The organism is Streptomyces sp. C1-1 (assembly GCF_050214755.1).
In the GTDB taxonomy this organism is placed as follows: Bacteria; Actinomycetota; Actinomycetes; order Streptomycetales; family Streptomycetaceae; genus Streptomyces.
This window is the reverse complement of record NZ_CP189826.1, coordinates 5,819,409-5,841,148: the sequence shown is the minus strand read 5'-3', so window position 1 is coordinate 5,841,148 and position 21,740 is coordinate 5,819,409. Positions and strand designations below refer to the sequence as shown.

General features: G+C 71.2%; 17 protein-coding genes and 1 tRNA gene. 13 read left to right on the top strand and 5 right to left on the bottom strand.

What is annotated here, in order from left to right; translation table 11 throughout:
- Nucleotides 1-322: 322 nt before the first annotated feature.
- The 3 genes from ACQF4J_RS26775 to ACQF4J_RS26765 all read left to right on the top strand — a co-directional run bounded on the left by ACQF4J_RS26775 (nt 323) and on the right by ACQF4J_RS26765 (nt 4,063).
- Nucleotides 323-1,828, top strand: a complete 1,506-nt coding sequence (locus tag ACQF4J_RS26775; protein ID WP_427166944.1) for an MFS transporter — start codon at nt 323-325, stop codon at nt 1,826-1,828.
- A 208-nt stretch (nt 1,829-2,036) separates the two neighbouring features.
- Nucleotides 2,037-2,453, top strand: a complete 417-nt coding sequence (locus ACQF4J_RS26770; RefSeq protein ID WP_351565229.1) for a DUF485 domain-containing protein — start codon at nt 2,037-2,039, stop codon at nt 2,451-2,453.
- Nucleotides 2,450-4,063: a cation acetate symporter gene (locus ACQF4J_RS26765; RefSeq protein WP_351565226.1), complete on the top strand. Its 1,614-nt coding sequence runs from the start codon at nt 2,450-2,452 to the stop codon at nt 4,061-4,063. The genes ACQF4J_RS26770 and ACQF4J_RS26765 overlap by 4 nt, the downstream gene beginning before the upstream one ends.
- A gap of 64 nt (nt 4,064-4,127) precedes the next feature.
- On the opposite strand, the gene ACQF4J_RS26760 is transcribed toward ACQF4J_RS26765, so the two are convergent.
- The 3 genes from ACQF4J_RS26760 to ACQF4J_RS26750 all read right to left on the bottom strand — a co-directional run bounded on the left by ACQF4J_RS26760 (nt 4,128) and on the right by ACQF4J_RS26750 (nt 9,289).
- Entirely contained in the window at nt 4,128-5,015 is an 888-nt protein-coding gene (locus ACQF4J_RS26760) for a cellulose-binding protein (RefSeq protein WP_351565223.1), read from the bottom strand.
- Between the two features lie 216 nt (nt 5,016-5,231).
- Nucleotides 5,232-8,240: an SUKH-4 family immunity protein gene (locus ACQF4J_RS26755; protein ID WP_427166943.1), complete on the bottom strand. Its 3,009-nt coding sequence runs from the start codon at nt 8,238-8,240 to the stop codon at nt 5,232-5,234.
- Between the two features lie 8 nt (nt 8,241-8,248).
- Nucleotides 8,249-9,289: an SMI1/KNR4 family protein gene (locus ACQF4J_RS26750; protein WP_351799203.1), complete on the bottom strand. Its 1,041-nt coding sequence runs from the start codon at nt 9,287-9,289 to the stop codon at nt 8,249-8,251.
- A 309-nt stretch (nt 9,290-9,598) separates the two neighbouring features.
- Between ACQF4J_RS26750 and ACQF4J_RS26745 the strand changes: the two genes are divergently transcribed.
- Nucleotides 9,599-10,147 (top strand): YwqJ-related putative deaminase, encoded by a 549-nt coding sequence (locus ACQF4J_RS26745; RefSeq protein ID WP_351565212.1) that lies wholly within the window; start codon nt 9,599-9,601, stop codon nt 10,145-10,147.
- A gap of 98 nt (nt 10,148-10,245) precedes the next feature.
- Nucleotides 10,246-10,740 (top strand): SUKH-3 domain-containing protein, encoded by a 495-nt coding sequence (locus tag ACQF4J_RS26740; RefSeq protein WP_351565520.1) that lies wholly within the window; start codon nt 10,246-10,248, stop codon nt 10,738-10,740.
- Between the two features lie 76 nt (nt 10,741-10,816).
- Here the strand turns inward: ACQF4J_RS26740 and ACQF4J_RS26735 are convergent, their stop codons facing one another.
- Nucleotides 10,817-12,136, bottom strand: a complete 1,320-nt coding sequence (locus ACQF4J_RS26735) for a sensor histidine kinase (RefSeq protein ID WP_351565209.1) — start codon at nt 12,134-12,136, stop codon at nt 10,817-10,819.
- Between the two features lie 167 nt (nt 12,137-12,303).
- On the opposite strand from ACQF4J_RS26735, the gene ACQF4J_RS26730 reads away from it, so the two are divergent.
- The 8 genes from ACQF4J_RS26730 to ACQF4J_RS26695 all read left to right on the top strand — a co-directional run bounded on the left by ACQF4J_RS26730 (nt 12,304) and on the right by ACQF4J_RS26695 (nt 18,733).
- Nucleotides 12,304-13,164, top strand: a complete 861-nt coding sequence (locus ACQF4J_RS26730; RefSeq protein WP_427166942.1) for a hypothetical protein — start codon at nt 12,304-12,306, stop codon at nt 13,162-13,164.
- Nucleotides 13,165-13,178: 14 nt separating this feature from the next.
- Nucleotides 13,179-13,251, top strand: a tRNA-Gln gene (locus ACQF4J_RS26725).
- Nucleotides 13,252-13,376: 125 nt separating this feature from the next.
- Nucleotides 13,377-14,825, top strand: coding sequence for a bifunctional UDP-N-acetylglucosamine diphosphorylase/glucosamine-1-phosphate N-acetyltransferase GlmU (gene glmU, locus ACQF4J_RS26720; protein WP_351565203.1), 1,449 nt, complete (start codon nt 13,377-13,379; stop codon nt 14,823-14,825).
- A gap of 75 nt (nt 14,826-14,900) precedes the next feature.
- The gene (locus tag ACQF4J_RS26715; protein WP_351565200.1) at nt 14,901-15,875 is read left to right on the top strand and encodes a ribose-phosphate diphosphokinase; all 975 of its coding nucleotides are present in this window, start codon (nt 14,901-14,903) and stop codon (nt 15,873-15,875) included.
- A gap of 193 nt (nt 15,876-16,068) precedes the next feature.
- Nucleotides 16,069-16,665 (top strand): 50S ribosomal protein L25/general stress protein Ctc, encoded by a 597-nt coding sequence (locus ACQF4J_RS26710; RefSeq protein ID WP_427166941.1) that lies wholly within the window; start codon nt 16,069-16,071, stop codon nt 16,663-16,665.
- Nucleotides 16,666-16,740: 75 nt separating this feature from the next.
- Nucleotides 16,741-17,343 carry an aminoacyl-tRNA hydrolase gene (gene pth, locus ACQF4J_RS26705; protein ID WP_351565194.1) on the top strand — a complete coding sequence of 201 codons (603 nt, stop codon included), beginning with the start codon at nt 16,741-16,743 and terminating at the stop codon, nt 17,341-17,343.
- Nucleotides 17,344-17,385: 42 nt separating this feature from the next.
- A complete protein-coding gene (locus ACQF4J_RS26700; protein ID WP_351565191.1) occupies nt 17,386-17,901 on the top strand; it encodes a hypothetical protein in 516 nt (171 codons plus the stop codon).
- Between the two features lie 136 nt (nt 17,902-18,037).
- Nucleotides 18,038-18,733: an LPXTG cell wall anchor domain-containing protein gene (locus tag ACQF4J_RS26695; protein ID WP_351565189.1), complete on the top strand. Its 696-nt coding sequence runs from the start codon at nt 18,038-18,040 to the stop codon at nt 18,731-18,733.
- Nucleotides 18,734-18,795: 62 nt separating this feature from the next.
- Here ACQF4J_RS26695 and ppc read toward each other — a convergent pair whose 3' ends face one another.
- Complete coding sequence (gene ppc, locus ACQF4J_RS26690; RefSeq protein ID WP_427166940.1) at nt 18,796-21,546, bottom strand: phosphoenolpyruvate carboxylase; 2,751 nt, start codon at nt 21,544-21,546, stop codon at nt 18,796-18,798.
- Between the last annotated feature and the right edge of the window lie 194 nt (nt 21,547-21,740).

Sequence of the window (21,740 nt, the reverse complement as noted above, 5' to 3'; positions counted from 1 at the left end):
TCTGGTCCCGCGGAGGGGTCCGGCGCGCTGGTGCCCGGCACCCTCTTCTACGGGGGAAAACCCCACCCCCGCCGGTTCGGTCGACCGCCCCCCAGCGGCGTAAAGCCAGGTTAAGGACGGACCCCCGGCTCTCTCGTCCTCCAGTGGGACGAACCCTCCCCGAGCCGTAGTACGGAGGAACCCCTAGGGGCAGTCCACCGACGGGTGGAGACGGTCTCGGGGTTCTCTCCACCCACCGGCCCACCGAGCCTGCACCCTGCCGCGACGTGAGGTTCAAGTGGGAAGCTGTCCGCGGCGGATAGATGCAAGGGGAAGGAATCTCGTGGACCACGGGGACACCGGCATACAGGCCGCGGTGACGGAGGAGCGGCCACCCGCGTCAGCCGGCCGCAGAGGCGCCGTGGTCGCCGCGCTCATGCTCGCGATGGCCCTGGCCGCCCTCGACTCCACCATCGTCTCCACGGCCGTCCCGCAGATCGTCGGCGACCTCGGCGGCTTCTCGTACTTCTCCTGGCTCTTCTCCGGCTATCTGCTCGCCGTCACCGTCACGCTCCCGGTGTACGGCAAGCTCTCCGACACCTTCGGCCGCAAGCCGGTGCTGGTGGCGGGCGCGGCGGTGTTCCTGCTCGGGTCGCTGCTGTGTGCCGGGGCCTGGAACATGGGGGCGCTGATCGCCTTCCGCATCGTCCAGGGCCTGGGCGGAGGGGCCCTGCAGGGCACGGTCCAGACGCTGGCGGCCGATCTGTACCCCCTCAAGGAGCGCCCGAAGATCCAGGCCAAGCTGTCGACGGTGTGGGCGGTGTCGGCGGTGGCCGGGCCGGGCGTGGGCGGCGTCCTGGCGGCGTACGCCGACTGGCGCTGGATCTTCCTGGTCAACCTGCCCATCGGCGCGGTGGCTTTGTGGCTGATCGTCCGCCATCTCCACGAGCCGCAGCGCGAGTCGGCCGGCCGGCCGCGCATCGACTGGGCGGGCGCGTTCGCGGTGTTCGCCTGCGGCGGTGTGCTGCTGACGGCACTGGTGCAGGGCGGGGTGGCCTGGCCGTGGCTGTCGGCGCCGTCCGTGGCCCTGTTCGGTACGGGACTCGCGCTGGCCGGTGCGGTGGTCGTGATCGAACGCCGGGCGGCCGAGCCGATCATCCCCGGGTGGGTGTGGCGGCGCCGGACGATCGCGGCGGTCAATCTGGCGCTGGGCGCGCTGGGGCTGCTGATGGTGGCGCCGAGCGTGTTCCTGCCGACGTACGCGCAGTCGGTGCTGGGGCTGGCGCCCGTGGCGGCCGGATTCGTGCTGTCCGTATGGACGTTGAGCTGGCCGGTGTCGGCGGCGCTCAGCCAGCACGTGTACGGCAGGATCGGCTTTCGCAACACGGCGCTGCTGGGCATCGGGACGGCGACCCTGATCCTGTTCGCGTTCCCGTTCCTGCCGTATCCGGGCTCCGCCTGGCAGCCCGCTCTGCTGATGCTGCTGCTGGGGGCGGCGCTGGGGCTGTTCCAGCTCCCGCTGATCGTCGGGGTGCAGTCGACGGTGGGGTGGGCGGAGCGCGGGACGACCACGGCGTCGGTGCTCTTCTGCCGCCAGACCGGCCAGACGATCGGCGCGTCGGTGTTCGGCGCGGTGGCGAACGGGGTGCTGGCCTCCCGCCTGGGCGGTGCGGGCGACCTGGACTCGGTGACGCGCGGGCTGGACGGCGACGGCGTGCCGGAGGCGACCCGGCGCGCGATCGCGGACGCGGTGCACGCGGTGTACGTCGGCGCCGGGTGCGCGGCGGCACTCGCCTTCCTGGTCCTGCTGCTTGTGGCACCCCAGCGCTTCCCGGTGCTCAAGGACTGACGGCGGGCCGTGAATCGGCCTCACGATCCACGCGACCGATGGGTTAACGCGGGTAACACCGCAGCTCAGCGTAGTAAGCGCATACCGACCAGCCAGTTTGTGGAAACCCTCGCGCACCCCGGAACCGGCGAGTAACGTGCGGGGCTCTGCCCGCCCCCCTCCTCCCTGCGGTCCAGCACCGGACCCGAGCCACGCAAGGAGCACCGGGATGTCCCATGAGCCCTACGGCCCATCCCCTGCGTACGACGCCACATACCCGTGGCAGCCACACAGCGCCCCGCCGGAACGCCCCGCCCCGCCCCGTCCGCCCCACCCGCCCCTCGGTCACCACAGCGATCTGCGCGTGCTGCGCAGCGCCTACCGCTGGCAGCGCCGTACCGCCTCACTCACCGCCTTCGGCTACTTCACCCTCTTCCTGATGCTGTCCGCCTTCGCCCCGTCGGTGATGACGACCAGCGTCGCGGACGGACTGCCCGCCGGACTGCTGCTCGCCCTCCTGCAGATCCCCGTCACCTGGCTGGCGATCGCGCTGTACGAGCGCACCGCCCGCCGTCACGTCGACCCGATCGCGGACCGCATCCGCAAGCAGTCCGAACTGGACGCCAGGCGGGAGGTCCGGCGATGACCAACGGCTTCAGCGGCAACGCGCAGGCGATGTCCCTCGTCGCGTTCTCCGCCATCGCCACGATCACGCTGTTGCTGTGCGTGATGACCGGCCCCGACCGGGACGACCTCGACGAGTTCTACACCGGCTACGGCTCCCTCTCCGCCATGCGCAACGGCCTGGCCATCGGGGGCGACTACATCTCGGCCGCGAGCGTCCTGGGCACCGGCGGGGTGATCGCCCTGTGCGGCTACGACGGCATCGTGCTGGCGCTCAGCACGGCCCTGTCCCTGATGCTGCTGATGTTCCTGCTGGCCGAACCCCTGCGCAACGCGGGCCGGTTCACCATGGGCGACGCGCTGACCCGGCGGATGCCCGGCCGCGCGGTGCGGGTCACCGCGTGCGTGGTGACCATCGCCGCGCTGCTGCCGCTGATGCTGGTCCAACTCGCCGGCACCGGGCAGCTGCTGGCCTTCATCCTCGGCTTCTCCGGCGACTCGCTGAAGACGGGCTGCATCATCGGGCTGGGCGCCCTGATGATCAGTTACGCGGCGATCGGCGGCATGAAGGGCACGGCCCTCATCCAGATCCTGAAGATGGTCATGCTGCTCGGATCCGGAGCCGTGGTCGCCCTGCTGGTGCTGCGCCGCTTCGACTGGGACCCCGGCGCCCTCTTCCACGCCGCCGCCGCGCAGAGCGGGGTCGGCTCACGATTCCTGCACTCCGGCGTGGAGTTCGCGGGCAGCCCCAACCCCCGCCTGGACATGATCACTTCGCAACTGACGGTCGTCATCGGGGGCGCCTGCCTCCCGCACGTCACGATGCGCATGTACACCGCCAACAGCGCCCGCCAGGTGCGCCGGTCGATGTCCTGGGCGGTGTCGTCCGTCGTCGTGTTCGTCCTCATCATGACGGTCGTCGGCTTCGGCGCCACGGCGCTCATCGGACGGGCGGTCATCGCTCAGGCCGACCCGCAGGGCAACACGGCCTACCTGCTGGGCTCCCGGGCCGCGTTCGGGCCCGACGTCTCCACGGCGGAGACGTTCCTGTTCACGACGGTCACCACGGCGATCTTCCTGACGCTGCTGGCGTCCGTCGCCGGCATGATCCTCGCCTGCGCCAACTCCCTCGCCCACGACGTCTTCGCCACGCGCGTGCGGGAACTGTCGGCCCGCCGCGAGATGGCGCTGGCGCGGGCCTCGGCGCTCGCGGTGGGCGTCCCGGCGATCCTCCTGGCCACCCTGGTCCAGCACCGCAGCCTGCAGCCCCTGGTGACGCTGTCGTTCTGCCTGGGCGCCTCCGCCATCGCCCCGGCCCTGCTCTACAGCCTCTTCTGGCGCCGCTTCACCCGGACGGGCCTGCTCAGCACCCTGATCGGCGGCACCCTGGCCGTGCTCCTCGTGATGCCGGGCACGAACCTCGTCTCCGGCTCCCCCGTCTCCGCCTTCCCCGAGGCCGACTTCAACTGGTTCCACTTCACGACCACCGGCGTACTCACCATCCCCCTGGGCTTCGCCTTCGGCTGGCTCGGCACGGTCCTGTCCGGCCGGCGCGCGTCGGAGGAACAGCGGCACGAGTACGAGGCCGTGGAGGGCTGGATCCTGGCCGGGGCCGTGCGCAGGGGCGGGTGAGCGACACCGACCCGTACGCTCACGCCGGGGGCGGCCACCGCGGTGGCCGCCCCCCGCCCCGCTCTCACTCCCCCTGCGTCGCCCCTGTCAACGCCGTGAGACTGCTTCGTACGAAATCCATCTGCGCCTGCACGTCGTCCCACCGCTCCCCGTGCTCGCGCAGCACGCGCTCCGTCTCCCGGGCGATCCGCTCCTCCCGCAGCCGCGCCTCCGCCAGAATCTCGGCGGCACGCGCGCGTGCCTCCTCCTCGCAACGGCGCCCTGACTCCTCAGCCTCCCCGAAGGCCCGCTTCGCCTCGGACAGCGCCTCCTCCGCCAGCGCCACCCGTTCGGCCTCCCGCGCCGCCGCCGCGTCCACGCGCTCGGTCTCCGCCCGCTCCACCTCCTCCCAGCGCTCCGCGAGCTCCTTGGCCTGCTCGGCGAGCTCGGCGGAGGTGCGGCGGCGCACCTCCCGTAGCGCACCCAGGGCCTCACCACGCCTCTCTTTCACTTCACGCCGGGCGGAGACACGGATGTCGTCGGCCTCGGCGCGCGCGGCGAGGAGGCACTGGCGGGCGCGTTCGTCGGCGTCGGCGCGCACGGTGTCGGCGTGCGCCTGAGCCGCGTCGCGCACGCCGTCCGCACGCTGCTGCGCCTCTTCCGCAAGGCGCTGCGCCTCCTGGCGCGCGCCCTCCCGCACGGCGGCCGCCTCCTCCTGAGCGAGCTGGAACAGGCGCCGCGCGCCCTCCCCGAGCGTGTCGTAGGCCTGCGGCGCGAGCCGCGCCACCGCCTCCCGCAGCCACGCCGCCTCCTCCTCCATCTCCCGGGCGAGCACGGTGAGACGGGCGGCCCGTTCCCACGCGGCGTCCCGGTCGCGGGAGAGGGCGGCGGCGTAGGCGTCGACCTGATCGGGCCGGTAACCGCGCCCCCGTACGGCCCCGAAGCCGTCGGGCGAGACCGATGCGCTGCTCATCCTGGAACCCCTCTGCGCCGAACGGACACGAAATGATGATTGCGCGCACATCTTGATGTATAGGACGGAAGTGTTCATAACGCGACACTCCGCTCACCGGTCACCGTCAGGGGGCGCACACCGGCACGACGAGGCGTGGGCACGCAAAAGGGCCGGGCCCGGTCACAGCGACCGGGCCCGGCCCGAGGAACCACTCACGCGGGCGTCAACACGACGTCACAGCAGGCCGTCCCACATCTCCTCCAGCAGCACCGACCACCAGCTCTCCGGCGACCCCAGCGCCGCCGGGTCAAGCGAGGCCAGCTGGGCCTGGAAGTCGACGGTCCAACGGCCCGCCTGCTCCTGGTTCAGCCCGAACCTCAACCGCCACATCCGCCCGAGCAGCGCCAGACAACGCTGGAACTCGGGCAGCCCGGTGTTCACGAACTGCGGCGGCACCGGCGCCCCGCCCGGCCCCGCCTCCACCGGCACGGCCACGATGTTCGCCGACCCGTACTGCACACAGATCGCCTTGCCGAAGTCACTGCCCATGACGAGGTACGACCCGGCGTCCGCGGCCGGCTGCACCCCGCGCTCCTGCGCCAGCTCGGCGAGCGTCGGCACCGGCCGCCCCGGCTGGGCCTGCGCCCAGAAGAACGGACCCATGTCCATCGGCAGCCCCGCCACCACCAGCGACTGCGCCACGATCGGCGGCACACCCTGCCGGGACACGGCCTGCTGCTCGAACCGGAAGATCCCCGGCCCGAACGCCGCGCCCAGCTCCTGCGCGACCGCCTCCGGCGGCACCGGCGGCGCCGACTGCACCGGCGGCAACGGCGCCCGCACCGGCGCCGGCCGCGCGGGCCCGTCCGCCACCTGGTGCAACTCGCCCTGATGCGCCAGCAGTTGCTGCATGCCCTGCTGCCGGCTCGCATGATCCGTGCCGTACGGCGCGATGCTCGTGATCCGCGCCTGCGGCCACTGCTCCCGGATCATCCGCGCGCAGTACGCACCCGGCAGCTCACACGACTCCAGCTCGGTGTGCAGCTCCAGCACCTGGTCCGGCGGCACGTTCATGCCGCGCAGCTCGTGGAAGATCTGCCACTCCGGATGCGGCATACCCGGCGCCGAACGCCGGATCAGCTGCTGCTCCGAACCGTCCTGCGCGCGGTAGCGCAGGACGGCCTGGTAGCCGGGGCCGACCGTCGGCTGCCCCTGCGGCTGAGGCTGCGGGTAGCCGTACGCCGGCGGCTGCTGACCGGGGAGGGGCTGGCCGGGGGGCGGGGGCTGCCGGCCCGACACGGGCTGGCCGGGCAGAGGTTGCCCCGGCGGCGGCTGCATCGCGCCCGGGGCCGGTGGCATCGGCGGCTGAGGAGCGGCCGGTGCCATGCCGGGGGCGCCAGGCGCCATGCCGGGGGCGCCCGGGGCGGCGGATGCGCCCGGAGCGGGCGACTCGCCGGGGGCTTGCGGCGGCGGGGGCGTGCCGGGCGGGCCCATCGGGGGCGCGCCCGGGCCGCCCACCGGCGGCGCGGCCAGCACGGTCTCCGCGTGGTGAACGGCACCTCGCGCGCCCCCGGAAGGGCCTTGCGCGCCGGGGGTTCCGGGAGCGCCAGGGGCGCCCGGAGGCTGCGGGGCGCCGGGCGCGCCGGGCATGCCTGGGGCGCTCGGCGGTTGAGGTGCGCCAGGGGCGCCCGGCATGCCCGGGGCGCTCGGAAGCTGGGATGCGCCCGGCGCTCCCGGCATACCCGGGGCGCTCGGCACTCCCGGTGCGCCAGGCACGTTCGGTGCACCCGGGGCGCCAGGCGCCGACTGCGCGCCGGGCGCGCCCGGAATACCAGGGGCGCCCGGAGGCTGCGGCGCGCCCCCGCCCGGCCCCATCGCACTGGGGTCGGCAAACATCGTGGCGGCATGGTGGACGCCACCCGGAGGCGTGCCACCGGGCACGTTCGGCGCACCGGGCGGCTGGGGGGCGCCCGGAGGCTGCGGCGCGCCGGGCAGATGCGGCGCGCCCGGGGCGTGCGGTCCGACGGCGTCCTCCGGTCCGCCGGGGCCGAGCGCCGACACGAGCTGCGTGGGAACGTAACCGCCCGCTCCCGGCCCGGGCGGAGGCGGCGGCGCGCTTCCCTCCCGCGCGCCCGGAGCGCCCGGAGCGCCCGGAGCGCCCGGCGGGGGCGGCGGAGGCGGCGTCGTCGTACTCCGGCGCGGCGGGGGCCCCGCCTTGCTGGTCGCGGCGTCCGCGATGTCACCGGCGTTCGGCGCGAGCGACCGTCCCGGAGCACCCGGAACCCCCGGGGCTCCCGGAGCGCCGGGCGGCTGGGGCACACCCGGCGCGGCGCCGGAAGCCTGCGGATAGCCGTAAGAAGGAGCACCCGGCGGAGGCGGCGGCACCGCACCCGGCGCAGGCGCGCCCGGAGGGGGCGTGCCCGGCGCGACAGCGCCGCCCGCACCCTGCGGGTAACCGTAGGAAGGCGCCCCCGGCACCCCCGGCCCGCCCGGCCCGCCCGGCCCGCCCGCCGCGTGCAGCGCCGACCCCTGCACCGTCGGCGGAAGCGCACTGCCCCCCGACATCAGCTCTGTCACCGCGTCCGGCGGCGTATCGTCTCCCGCCTCGCTCAACGGAGGTGCGAAGACGGTCGCCGGCAACGGCACCGAACGGTCCTCGCCTGCATCGGCGTTGGTGTCGGTCCCGGCCCAGGGAGTCGCCCCCTCGGGAACGGCGGCCGCACCCGGCCCGGGCTGCGTCTCGGCCAACGCCCCACTCCCGGCAACGGCAGCGACCCCAGCCCCGTCCTCGACATCGAAACCCGAACCCGAACCCGAACCGGAGCCGGAACCGGAGCCGGAACCGGCCCCACCGCGCCGATCTGCGATCCCCAGCTTGTCCGCCGCCTCCTGCAACCACTCCGGCGGACTCAGCAGGAACGACGTCTGGTTCAGATCCACCCGCGCCGAAGCGGCCGCCGGCGCCGGTTCCGCGTCGGCCTGCGGACGGCCGTACTCCTCCTCGTACCGGCGAATCACCTCGCCCACCGGCAGAGACGGCCACAACGTCGCCTCGCCGCTGTCCCGGGCGATCACCAGCCGCTGCGCGCCACCGTCCGAGCGCGGCCCCTCCGCACGGTCCTCCGCCCACACCACGAAGCCCAGCTCGAACTCCCGGACCCGCACCTCGCGATGCTGGTACGACGGCACGTCACCGTTGATCCACTCTTCCGCGCGCTCCTGCGCCTGCGCGAACGTCACCATCGCGAAGCTCACTCCCCCACAGCCGCAGAAGACGACGAAGACGACGACACCGCCACCGCACGCGCGAACCCGCCGTCCACCATCAGGTTCGCCACCGTCTCCAACTCCGGCGGAGAACCCGCCAGCCGGGACAGGAAGACATCGAAGTCCTCACCGCACGGCACCAACAGCCGCTCCACCCGGTCCGCCGGCGCCCACGAGGGATCCACGTCCCGCGCGTCGTCGTACGCGCAGAACCACACCGAGCCGATCCGCTCGCCCTTCACCTTCACCGCGAGCAACCCGCCCTGCACGAACGCGACCCCCAGGTAATCCTTCGTCAGATGGTCACGCAGACACTTGTTGACGTAAACCAGATCATTGACCGCCGCCTCGTCCCGCACCGTGAAGAACGGCTGGTCGACCAGCAGACCCAACTCCGCGTCCAACGCGGTCCCCACCGGCGCGCACCCGCCCGCCGCCTTCAGGAACGAACGGTACGCACCCGGCAGCCGGTACCCGAGGTCCTCCTCGACCCCCTGCACCTGCGCCTCCGTCACCGCCACACCCGACTTCGGCAGCCCGAAATGCGCCGGCCGCGTCTCCTGCAACGGCCGCGTGCCCCGCTTGCCCTGGTCCACTGCCGCCGTGGCGATCCCGCCGTGATGCCGCAGCAACGCCTTCACCTCGACCGGCACCAGCTCCAGCCGCCGCGACCCCACCACGTGATGCCACGTCCAGCCGTGCGGCGTCGCCACCGACGCCACCGTGTCCCACAGGTCGTGCCCCGAAGCCGACAGCACCGCGTTCGCCGAGACGTAGTCCGTCAGCCTCAGCTCGTCGACCCCGAAACCCTCCGGCGGCTCCGCGATCTCCGCGGCGGCACGCGCGTACGGCGAGAAGTCGGGGTAACCGTGCTCATCGACACGTACCCCTCTCGGGTGACGCGCCGCCCGAACCGGGTCCGGGAAATGCACGACCTGCCCGGCATACGCCGCGTTCGGCGGCACGGCGTGTCCCCCAGCCTGGCGGCTGGGCGGTGCCCCCAGCCCGAGCCGACCTGTCGTCATGGCGGTTGCCCCCTGCGGCGTTCTGTACGGACCCCGATGACCACCTCCGGCCACCGCACCCCGTATGTCTGACTGTCTCCACGCGTCAACCGCACGGCACGCGGCAACCGCATGGATCGCGGTGGCGACAGCCTATGCGGTACGACGACACCGGTCACCGGGCACCGGTCAGCCGCACTCCGCTTCCGTGACCAGCCGTCACCCTGCCCTTACACACCGCCCAAACCCGGGCGTGTCGCACCGCCCCAGCTACCGCACCAGCAACGGAGTTTGGCACTCTGTCTCCTCCGAGGGGATGCTCGGGAGGGGATGACGATCATGAACGCGACGCAGACGGGACCGCAACCGGCACCGCACACGGCAGCGCACACGGGAAGGTCCGGCGACCCCCGCATCGGCTGGAGCGCCACCGACACCACACCCGCGCCCGCCCTCCACCACCGCCGCGACGGCATACTCCCCACCGTCGCCGCGGCCCTCTCCGTCCGCGGCGCCACCCTCACCGGCACCGCCGCCCGCGGCGAGGAACCCCCCGCGCTGCACCCCCTCGTCCAGGACTTCCTCGACACCCTCACCAGCGCCCAACGCGACCGCTTCACCGGCCGCTGCGCCGAGACGATCCTCATCTCCCGCCACATCGCCGCCGCCGACACCGCACGCAGCAAACGCGCCGCACGCAAACCCATGACCAACGGCGAGGCACGCAAAGCCCTCAAGCAGGCCAAACTCACCGCCCGCCGCATCCGCGAGGACGGCGACCCCCTCCACGGCAGCTTCGCCGCACCCTGCCGCGCCTGCAGCGCCCTCAGTGCCCACTTCGGCGTACGCATCGTCGACCCCACGGCGACGGACGACTGACCCCGCCACCCACGGCGGCAGACGCCCCCACCTCCCCCACCCCACACCCGCAAGACGGCCCCCACGGCCGGCCCATGACCTCGACGATCGAAGGGCAGATGCACCCCGACCGCACCTCCACCACGCGCTTCCCCGTACCCGTCGACGCCGCCCTGCGCGCCGCCGGCTGGCAACCCGGACGCTGGGACATAAAGCAGGCCGAGATCTGGGCCGACGCCCTACGGGACCACCAGTCACCCGCCGGCCACCGGCACGCCGTGTTCCCCGCCGCCGTCGAAGCCTGGGCCGAGTTCGGCGGCCTCCACCTCGCCCCCACGGGGCCCGGCCGCCAGATCGCCCCCACCGCCGTCCACCTGGACCCCCTGCACGGCCTCCACATGGCCCGCACCCTCGGCGACCTCGGCCGCGCCCTCGACACCGAGGTCAGCCCCCTGGGCACCGAGACCGAGACCGACGCCCTCCTCGCCATCGACGCCGAAGGCCGCGTCTACTCCCTCGACCACACCGGCGACTGGTACCTCGGCCCCGACATCGACCAGGCCCTCACCGGCCTCGTCTCCGGCATCGAACCCGTCCGCCTCACCGCAGGCTGACCCACCCCGGCCACCTCACCGCAGGCCAACCCACCTGGCCACCTCACCGCACGCCGACCTCCGGCCCACAACCGCCCTACACCGCCGCGACCACCGCAGGAATCACCGCCGACACCCGGAAACCCCCCGCATCCGTCGGCCCCGACACGAACACCCCACCCAGCGCGGCCACCCGCTCCTTCATCCCCACCAGCCCGTTCCCCCCGGACGGCAACCGCGCCGACGCCGACCCCACCTCCGGCGGCGGCTCGTTCTCCACCTGCATCGCGATCTCCGACCCCCGATGCGCCAACCGCACATACGTCTTCGCCCCCGCCGCGTGCTTGTGGACGTTCGTCAACGCCTCCTGCACCACGCGGTACGCCGTCTGCTCGATCTCCGCCGTGTACGACCGCACATCCCCCTCGACCGACAGATCCACGACCATCCCCGCGGCCGCCGACTGCCCGATCAACTCCTCAAGCTCCGAGAGACAGGGCCCCTCCCCCTCCTCCACCACCCGCGAAGCCGCCACCGCGGCCGCCACCCCCACCGCAGCCAACGGCACCGCATGCTCACCCCGCCGCGCCCCGGCACCGTCCCCACTGCGCAGCACCCCGAGCATCTCCCGCAACTCCGTCAGCGCCTGCCGCCCCATGTCCCCCACCAGCACGGCGTTCTTCACCGCCTTCTCGGGATCCTTCCGGGCGACCGCCTGCAGCGCCGCGGCATGCACCACCATCAGACTCACCCGATGCGCGACCACGTCGTGCATCTCCCGGGCGATCCGCGTCCGCTCCTCGTTCCGCGCCCACTCCGCGCGCTCCTCCGCACGCTCCGCGAGCAACTGCAACTCCCGCTCCAGACTGTCCGCACGCTCCCGCAGGCTCTCCATCAGCCGACGCCGAGCCCCCACGTACAGACCCAGCAGCAACGGCGGCGCGGTCATCCCGATCGCGGTCGTGATCGCCGCGAACGGCACGAACCAGTCACCCAGGTCCCACGTCCCCCGCGCCATGTCCTGCCGCACCCGCACGAACATCACGATCAACATGCCCACCAGGGACATACCGGCCAGGGAACCGATGATGCGCCGCGGCAGCTCCGAAGCGGCAAGCGTGTACAGCCCGACGATGCCCATCAGGTAACCCATCTGGGCAGGCGTGATGGCGATCGACACCAGCACGACGGCGATCGGCCACTGCCGGCGCACCAACAGCGCCGAACCGGCCAGCACCCCGAAGACGACCCCCGCGGCCAGGGGAATCCCCGCGTCCCGCGCGAACCGCACACCTTCGAACGCACACTCCAACGCCGACGCCAGCGCCAACCCCACATCCAACGCCGCGCTGCGCCACCTCGCCCACCACCACGGCCCTCCCCGGGCCGCGGCGTGGTCTTCCCCCGTCGTGGTCATGCCTCCAGCCTACGGGCGTTCCCGGCCGGTTTTCCGGCGAGTTTCCGCGACTGGCCTACACCACCTTCCGTGACCGGACGAGCACGAAACGACCCGCTTTCCCTCGAACTGCTGAATCGCTCACCGTTCGACACCGGAAGCAATCATTCCGCCCGGACGGTATGCGTATGGCACATTCCAACGGCAAGTACGCCGACTTCGAGGACCTCCGCGAACGGGCGGTCGCGCTGCGACGCGAGGGACTCAGCCGACGCCAGATCCGCGACCGGCTCCACGTCCACAACAACGACATCCTCAACCGCCTCCTGGAGGGCGAACCCCCTCCCGAATGGACCAAGCGCCCGAACGCGAAGGACGACCTGAGAACCAGAGCCCGCGAACTCCGCCTCCAGGGCTGGACGTACGACCGGATCCAGGTGGAACTGGGCTGCTCCAGGAGCTCGATCTCCCTGTGGGTACGGGACCTGCCGAAGCCTGAGCCCCGCTACACACCGGAGGAGCAGCGGGAGCTGATGCAGGCCGGGCTGACGCGCCTGCGCGAGGCACAGAACGAGGAACGCAGACGCGTCAAGGACGGCGCGAGGCAGGAGATCGGCGAACTCTCCGACCGGGACCTGTTCATGGTCGGCGTCGCGCTCTACTGGGCCGAGGGACAGAAGAGCAAGCCGTATCAGCGCCGTGAGGTGGTCAACTTCGTCAACAGCGATCCGGCCGTGATCAAGGTCTTCCTCGCCTGGCTCGACTTGCTGGGCGTGCCTCGTGAGCGCCTCGTGTACCGGGTCATGATCCACGAGAGCGCGGACGTTGACGGTGCAGAGAGGTACTGGGCAGGCGTTGTCGGCATCGACGCATCCGCCCTGCAGAGGACAACGCTGAAGAAACACAACCCCAAAACCGTGCGCAAGAACATCGGCGACGACTATCGCGGCTGCCTTGTCCTTCGGGTCCTGCGCGGAGCGGAACTGTACTGCCGCATCGAAGGCTGGTGGAACGGGATAGTTGCTGGCAGCACAGCGCGTCTCCGGTAAGGTCTGACTCGCTGTCCCCCGTGGTGTAACTGGCAGCACACTGGTTTTTGGTACCAGCAGGACAAGGTTCGAATCCTTGCGGGGGAGCCCCAGCACACAAGACCTACGTTCGGGCCCTGACAGCACCGTCAGGGCCCGCTCTCATGTCCCCCAAGAAACGCCCCGGTATCCTTCGGATGTCCCCACCTCCTCCACAGCCGAAGGGCCACCCCGTGAGCGCCATTCGCCCGGCAGCCGTCGTCGTTCTCGCAGCGGGTGAGGGCACCCGTATGAAGTCGGCCACACCGAAGGTCCTGCACGAGATCTGCGGCCGCAGCCTGGTCGGGCATGTGCTCGCCGCCGCCCGAGAGTTGGACCCCGAGAACCTGGTGGTCGTCGTCGGCCACGCGCGGGAGAAGGTGGCCGCGCACCTCGGCGAGATCGACCCCGGGGTGCGCACCGCGGTGCAGGCGGAGCAGAACGGCACCGGGCACGCCGTGCGGATCGCGCTGGAGTCCCTCGGTGGCAGTGTGGACGGCACGGTGGTCGTCGTGTGCGGGGACACCCCGCTGCTGAGCGGTGAGACGCTGACGCGGCTCGCCGCGACGCACTCGGGCGACGCGAACGCCGTCACGGTGCTGACCGCCGAGGTCCCGGACGCGACCGGTTACGGGCGGATCGTGCGGGACGGGGGCAGCGGTGCGGTGACGGGGATCGTCGAGCACAAGGACGCCTCCGAGGCGCAGCGGGCGATCCGTGAGATCAATTCGGGTGTGTTCGCGTTCGACGGTCAGTTGCTGTTCGACGCGCTGAAGAAGGTCCGTACGGACAACAGTCAGGGTGAGGAGTATCTGACGGACGTCCTCGGCATACTGCGTGAGGCGGGGCACCGGGTGGGTGCGTGTGTGGCGGCCGATCATCGGGAGATCGCCGGTATCAACAACCGTGTGCAGTTGAGTGAGGCGCGGCGGATTCTGAACGACCGGTTGTTGACCCGGGCCATGCTGGCCGGTGTGACGGTGATCGATCCGGCGACGACGTGGGTCGACGTGACCGTCACGTTCGAGCAGGACGCGGTCGTGCATCCCGGTACTCAGCTGCATGGCTCGACGCATCTGGGTGAGGGTGCCGAGGTGGGGCCGAACAGCCGGCTGAGGGACACGCGGGTGGGTGCGGGTGCCCGGGTGGACAACACGGTGGCGGAGGGTGCGGAGGTGGGGCCGGATGCGACCGTGGGGCCGTACGCCTATCTGCGGCCGGGCACTCGGCTGGGTGCGAAGGGCAAGATCGGTACGTATGTGGAGACCAAGAACGCCGTGATCGGTGAGGGCACGAAGGTGCCTCATCTCTCCTATGTCGGGGACGCGACGATCGGTGAGTACACGAACATCGGTGCTGCCAGCGTGTTCGTCAACTATGACGGGCAGGAGAAGCACCACACCACGGTCGGGTCGCATTGCCGTACCGGCTCGGACAATATGTTTGTGGCTCCTGTCACGGTCGGGGACGGTGCGTACACCGCCGCCGGGTCCGTGATCACGAAGGATGTGCCGCCCGGTTCGCTGGCCGTGGCCCGTGGTCAGCAGCGGAATATCGAGGGTTGGGTGGCTCGTAAGCGTCCGGGGAGCGCGGCGGCGAAGGCGGCCGAGGCGGCGTCTCGGCAGGTCGAGAGCGAAGACTGACCGGAATCGGACGCCTTCGACACGGCGTACGGTGATAAGTGCACACCCAGTTGAGACACCTCTGAGGAGACAGCTGTGACCGGGATCAAGACGACCGGCGAGAAGAAGATGATGTTCTTCTCCGGCCGCGCCCACCCCGAGCTTGCCGAGGAGGTCGCCCAGCAGCTGGGTGTCGGGGTCGTCCCGACGAAGGCCTTCGACTTCGCCAACGGCGAGATCTATGTGCGGTACCAGGAGTCGGCTCGTGGTGCGGATTGTTTCCTGATCCAGAGCCACACGGCTCCGATCAACAAGTGGATCATGGAACAGTTGATCATGATCGACGCGTTGAAGCGGGCTTCGGCGCGGTCGATCACGGTGATCCTGCCGTTCTACGGCTATGCGCGGCAGGACAAGAAGCACCGTGGCCGTGAGCCGATCTCGGCGCGGCTGATCGCCGATCTGATGAAGACGGCGGGTGCGGACCGGATTCTGACCGTGGATCTGCACACGGACCAGATCCAGGGCTTCTTCGACGGTCCGGTGGACCACCTGTTCGCGCTGCCGCTGCTCGCGGACTACGTGGGGGCGAAGGTCGACCGGAACAAGCTGACGGTGGTCTCGCCGGACGCGGGCCGGGTGCGGGTCGCGGACCGCTGGTGCGACCGTCTGGGTGCGCCGCTGGCGATCGTGCACAAGCGCCGGGACAAGGACGTCGCCAACCAGGTCACCGTGCACGAGGTGGTCGGTGAGGTGAAGGGCCGGGTGTGTGTCCTGGTCGACGACATGATCGACACGGGGGGCACGATCTGCGCGGCGGCGGACGCGCTGTTCGCGCACGGCGCGGAGGACGTCATCGTGACGGCGACGCACGGTGTGCTCTCGGGTCCGGCGGCGGACCGGCTGAAGAACTCGAAGGTGAGCGAGTTCGTGTTCACGAACACGTTGCCGACGCCGAGCGAGCTGGAGCTGGACAAGATCACGGTGCTGTCGATCGCGCCGACGATCGCGAGTGCGGTGCGTGAGGTGTTCGAGGACGGTTCGGTGACGAGCCTGTTCGACGAGCAGTGAGCCGTAAAAACGCTTCTGCATGATCGATTTTTCTGCGGCCTCCCGCGCCGAGTAGACTGCTCCAGTTGCTCGGCGAGGGAGGCCGTCCCCGTTTTCCAGGGGTTCGGTGGTCCGTTATCGACGCGCTCTTCGTAGCAGGCCGTTCGTGGCCGGGTGACCACGTCCGCAACTACCTGTACGAGGAGTGATCCACATGTCCGAGGTGAAGCTCAGCGCCGAGACGCGCACCGAGTTCGGCAAGGGTGCCGCCCGCCGTATCCGCCGTGACAACAAGGTTCCCGGTGTGCTGTACGGCCACGGCTCCGACCCGCTGCACCTGACCCTTCCGGGCCACGACCTGCTGCTGGCGCTGCGTACGCCGAACGTCCTCATCTCCCTGGACATCGACGGCAAGAGCAACGAGCTGGCGATCCCGAAGGCCGTTCAGCGTGACGCGATCAAGGGCTTCCTGGAGCACGTCGACCTGCAGCTGGTCAAGCGTGGCGAGAAGGTCACGGTCGAGGTCCCGGTCCACACCGAGGGCGAGCTGGCCCCGGGTGGCAACCTGCTCGAGCACGTCCTGAACGCGCTGCCGGTCGAGGCCGAGGCCACGCACATCCCCGAGGCCGTGACGGTCTCCGTCGAGGGCCTGGAGGCCGGTGCCTCCGTCCTCGCCAAGGACATCACGCTGCCGAACGGCACCACGCTGGCCGTCGAGGAGGACGCGGTCGTCCTGCAGGTCCTGGCCGCGCAGGCGGAGGAGTCCGAGGGCGAGGAGTCCGAGGGCGAAGAGGCCGTCGCCGAGGCCTGATCCGCACGGATCGATCGTCGTTTCGTCAGCCGCTGTTCCCTTTCGGGGCAGCGGCTGGCGCGTATATGAGGAGACATGGACGTGACCACCCCCTCCAACGCCCCCTGGCTGGTCGTCGGGCTCGGCAATCCGGGGCCGGAGTACGCCGGTAACCGGCACAACGTGGGTTTCATGGTGGCCGATCTGCTGGCCGAGCGGATCGGGGGGAGGTTCAAGCGGGCGGGCAAGGCGCAGGCCCAGGTCGTGGAGGGGCGGATCGGGCCTCCGGGGCCGGCCAACCGGCGGGTGATCCTGGCCAAGCCGATGTCGTACATGAATCTGTCGGGTGGTCCGGTCAACGCGTTGCGGGACTTCTACAAGGTGCCGGTCGCGCATGTCGTGGCGGTCCATGACGAGCTGGACATCGACTACGGCACGTTGCGGCTGAAGCTCGGTGGTGGGGACAACGGGCACAACGGGCTGAAGTCGATGACGAAGGCGTTCGGGGCGGACTATCACCGGGTGCGGTTCGGGATCGGGCGGCCGCCGGGTCGTATGCAGGTCGCGGACTTCGTGCTGAAGGACTTCTCCTCCGCGGAGCGCAAGGAGCTGGACTACTTCGTGGACCGGGCCGCGGACGCGGTGGAGTGCCTGGTGATCGAGGGTCTTGAGCGGGCGCAAAGCACGTACAACTCCTGACTTGTCCCCCACGTGAGTTGACCGAGCGCTCAGGCATGGCCAATGATCCCGGCCATGCCCGCCACTGCCGCCACCTCTTCCCGTCAGGCCCGTCAGGTCTCCGGTACCGCGCTGCGGTTCGGGCGGGTCGTGGTGATGGGTGCGGTGGCGGTGCTGATTCTGGTCGCCGGGGTGTGGGGGTCGTGGCGGACCGCTCCGTACGTGATGCTCACCAAGGGGCGGGAGCGCGGCACGGTCGAGGTGACGCGGTGTGGTGGGCAGACCTGTACGGGGCCGTTCACGCCGCTCGTTCAGGGCTCACCGGCGCGTACGCGGGTGGTGATCGAGAAGACGGCCGCCGTGCGGAAGGGGCGGTCGTACTCGGTGGTGGTGATGCCCGGGGGCGACGAGGTGGTGCGGTCGGGTCCTGCCGGGGTGCTGTACGCGTGGGTTCCGCTGGGCGGTGCGTTGTTGCTGGCGTCGGTGGTGGTGGCCGGGGGGCTGCGGCGGACGCGGCTCGCGTGGGTGATGGCGGGGTCGGGGGTCGCGTTGCTCACCGCGGCTTTCGTGACCATGTGAGCGCTTTTCGCGTTCTCCGGTTCGGTGGAGCACCCAAGCGTTGTCCGTTCGTGATTGACCTTGGGTCAGCTGTGGCTGGATGCTGAGCCGCCCCCTCCACATCTTCCCGTCCGTAACTCGAAGATGGATTTGCCCCATGCGTACCCTCACTCGCGCCGGCGCTCTGTCCGCCGTCGCCGCGGCCGCGCTGTTCTCCGCGCCCGTCGCAGCCCATGCCACCGCTCCCGGGGACAACGGGACCGTGAAGATCCACGATGCCAAGACCGGCGAGGAGCTCAAGCGCAACGAGCCGCACGTCTGCACGTTCTACCTGGACGCGTTCGGTTTCGACGCCGTGCAGGAGGTCGACTGGCACATCGAGGCATGGGCGCCGACCGCGAACAGCAAGGGCGAGACGGTGAAGACCGGCGCGATCACCCTCGACGCGAAGGGTCACGGCCGCACCGAGGACCTGTCGCTGCCCGACGGGCACTACAAGCTGTTCTGGAACTTCGACGGTGAGAAGGGTGCCGCGAAGCAGAAGGTGTTCTGGACGGACTGCAAGGACGAGGGCGGCGGCGGTTCCACCCCGTCCTCGTCGGCGTCCCCGTCGTCGTCCGCCTCCGCCTCGGCGTCCGCGTCCGCGTCGCCCTCGGCCGGGTCCTCCGCGTCTGCGAGCGCGTCGTCGCCCGGAGAGGTCTCCGCGTCCTCGTCGCCGTCCGCGCAGGGTGGCAGCGACTCGGGCGACCTCGCCGAGACGGGCAACGGCGCGCCGGTCGGGCTGCTGTCGGGTCTCGCGGCGGCGCTGGTGGCGGCCGGCGGTTACCTGGTGGTCCGGCGGCGCCGGGCCTGACCTGGGTGTGAAACGGCGGTGCCCCCGAGTACGACACTCGGGGGCACCGCCGTTTCGCGGGGTCAGCCGGTGTTGCGCAGGCCCGCCGCCACGCCGTTGACGGTGAGGAGCAGGGCGCGGGCGAGCAGCGGGTCGGGTTCCTCCCCGGCGGCCGCGGCGTCACGCTGCCGCTTGAGGAGGGTCACCTGGAGGTAGGAGATGGGGTCCAGGTAGGCGTCGCGGATGGCGAAGGTCTGCTTCAGGGCCGGGGTGGCGGCGAGGAGTTCGTTCTCGCCGGTCACCCGCAGGACCTCGCGGACGGTCAGTTCGTGTTCGGCACGGATGGTGTCGAAGACGTGCTTGAGCTCGTCGGGGACGAGGGTGTCGACGTAGTGGGCGGCGATCCGCAGGTCGGTCTTGGCGAGCGTCATCTCGACGTTGGAGATGAAGTTGCGGAAGAAGTGCCACTGTTCGTGCATCTCGTCGAGCACGCCCTCTCCTCCCAATGTCGCCGTCAGGCCGGCCTCGCGCAGCGCCTTCAGGCCGGAGCCGACGCCGAACCAGCCGGGGACGATCTGGCGGGACTGGGTCCAGCCGAAGACCCACGGGATGGCGCGCAGGCCGTCGAGGGAGACGCCGGAGCCGGGGCGGCGGGAGGGCCGGGAGCCCAGGTGCAGGTCGGCGAGCTGGTCCACGGGCGTCGACGCGAGGAAGTACGTCGGCAGGTCCGGGTCCTCGACGAGGGTGCGGTAGGCGGCGTGGGCGGCGTCCGAGATGACGTCCATGGCGGCGTCCCAGCGGGCGAGGGCCTCGTCGGACTGGCGGGGCGCGGTGTGCAGGGCGGAGGCCTGCAGGGTGGCGGCGACCGTCAGTTCCAGGTTCTCCCTGGCCAGGGAGGGGATGAGGTACTTGTCGGAGATGACCTCGCCCTGTTCGGTGACCTTGATCTCGCCCTCCAGGGTGCCCCAGGGCTGGGCGAGGATCGCGTCGTGGGAGGGGCCGCCGCCGCGGCCGACGGTGCCGCCGCGGCCGTGGAAGAGGCGCAGGCGTACGCCGTAGCGGTGGGCGACGTCGCGCAGTCGGCGCTGGGCGCGGTGGATCTCCCACTGGCTGGTGGTGATGCCGCCGAACTTGGAGGAGTCGGAGTAGCCGAGCATGACCTCCTGGACGTCGCCCCTGAGCGCGACCAGGCGCCGGTAGGACGGGTCGGAGAGCATGTCCTCCAGGATCGTGTCGGCGGCCTTGAGCTCGTCGGTGGTCTCCAGCAGCGGCACGATGCCGATCTTCGCCCAGCCCGCGTGCAGGTCGATCAGGCCGGCCTCGCGGGCGAGGACGGCGGCGGCGAAGACGTCGTCGGCGCCCTGGCACATGGAGATGATGTACGACTCGATGACCTCGGGTCCGAAGACGGCGAGGGCCCGCTTGACGGTCTCGAACACGCCGAGGGTCTTGGCTCCGGCGGCGTCGACGGGTGCCGGGGTGGGGGCGAGCGGCCTTCTGGAGCGCAGTTCCTTGGCGAGCAGCCGGGCCCGGTACTCGCGGGGCATGTCGACGTACCGCCAGGACTCCTCGCCGAGGCGGTCGAAGAGCTGGCCGAGGGCGTGGTGGTGGGCGTCGGCGTGTTCGCGTACGTCCATGGTGGCGAGCTGGAGGCCGAAGGCGGCCAGCGTGCGGATGGTGCGGTCCATGCGGCCGTCGGCGAAGAGGTCGCCGCGGTGTGCGCGCAGGGAGTTCTGGATGAGGGTGAGGTCGGCGAGCAGCTGGCCCGTGCCGAGGTAGTCGCGGCCCTCCTCGTGCGGGGTGCCCTTGGCGAGGCGCTGCTTGGTGTTCTCCAGCTTCTGCCGGATGCAGGTGGCCTTGAGGCGGTAGGGCTCCTCGGCGTTGAGGCGCTTGTAGCGGGGGCTGATCTCGGGGAGGCGGTCGAGGTCGGCCTGGAGGGACTCCAGGAGTTCCTCGGTGGCGCCGGTGTAGCGGATGGAGTTCGACAGGAAGCCGCGCAGCTCGTCGATCATCTCCAGGGCGTCGTTGATGCCGTGCTCGTGCTGGAGGATGAGGACGTCCCAGGTGACCTGGGGGGTGACGTTCGGGTTGCCGTCGCGGTCGCCGCCGATCCAGGTGCCGAAGGTCAGCGGCCGGGTGGCATCGGGCAGCTTCACGCCCACCCGTTCCAGTTCGGCCGTCAGGTCCTCCAGGACATCGCCGACGGCGCCGGCGTGGAGTTCGTCGAGGTAGTAGATGGCGTTGCGGGCCTCGTCGGCGGGTTCGGGGCGGACGACGCGCAGTTCGTCGGTCTGCCACACCAGGTCGATGTTCTCGGCCAGGCGGGTGTCGAGGCGGCGCCGGTCGGAGGCGATGACCGGGGTCTCCAGGAGCGCGGCGATGCGCCGCAGCTTGTTGAGGACCGAGCGGCGGGCGGCCTCGGTGGGGTGGGCCGTGAACACCGGGCGGACGTTGAGGTGGGCGACCGTCTGGCGCAGGTGTTCGGGGTCGGCGTCCTTGAGGCGGTCGGCAGTGCGGGCCAGCAGGCCGCCCTCGGCGGCGCGCCGGGCGCGCAGCTCGCGGCCGCGGTGCACCTGTTCGGTGACGTTGGCCAGGTGGAAGTAGGTGGAGAAGGCGCGGACCAGCTTGGCCGCGGTCTCCAGTTCGGTGCCGCGCAGCAGTTCAGCGGCGGCCTCTCCGTCCTCGCGCGTGAGGCGGCGGACCTTTTCGACGAGTTCCAGAAGCTCGGGGCCCTCCTGGCGGACGAGGGTCTCGCCCAGAAGGTCACCCAGCCGGCGGATGTCGGCGCGCAGCTCACTGCTGGTCGTCGTGGTCTGGTCGTCGGCACTGCTCACAGGTGCGGCTCCTTGCAGTGTTGAAGCTCGTCTGGGAGGGAACCCGGCGGGCGGGACCGCGCGGCGGGCGCCGCATACGGCCCTGACATCCGGGAAGGAATCAGAGCGGACCGCGCTGTCCGACCGACTCCAAGGATAGGTGTCCATGCGGACGCGCAGACTCTCGGGCTCTTGCCGCCGGGCGAGCCACTGCC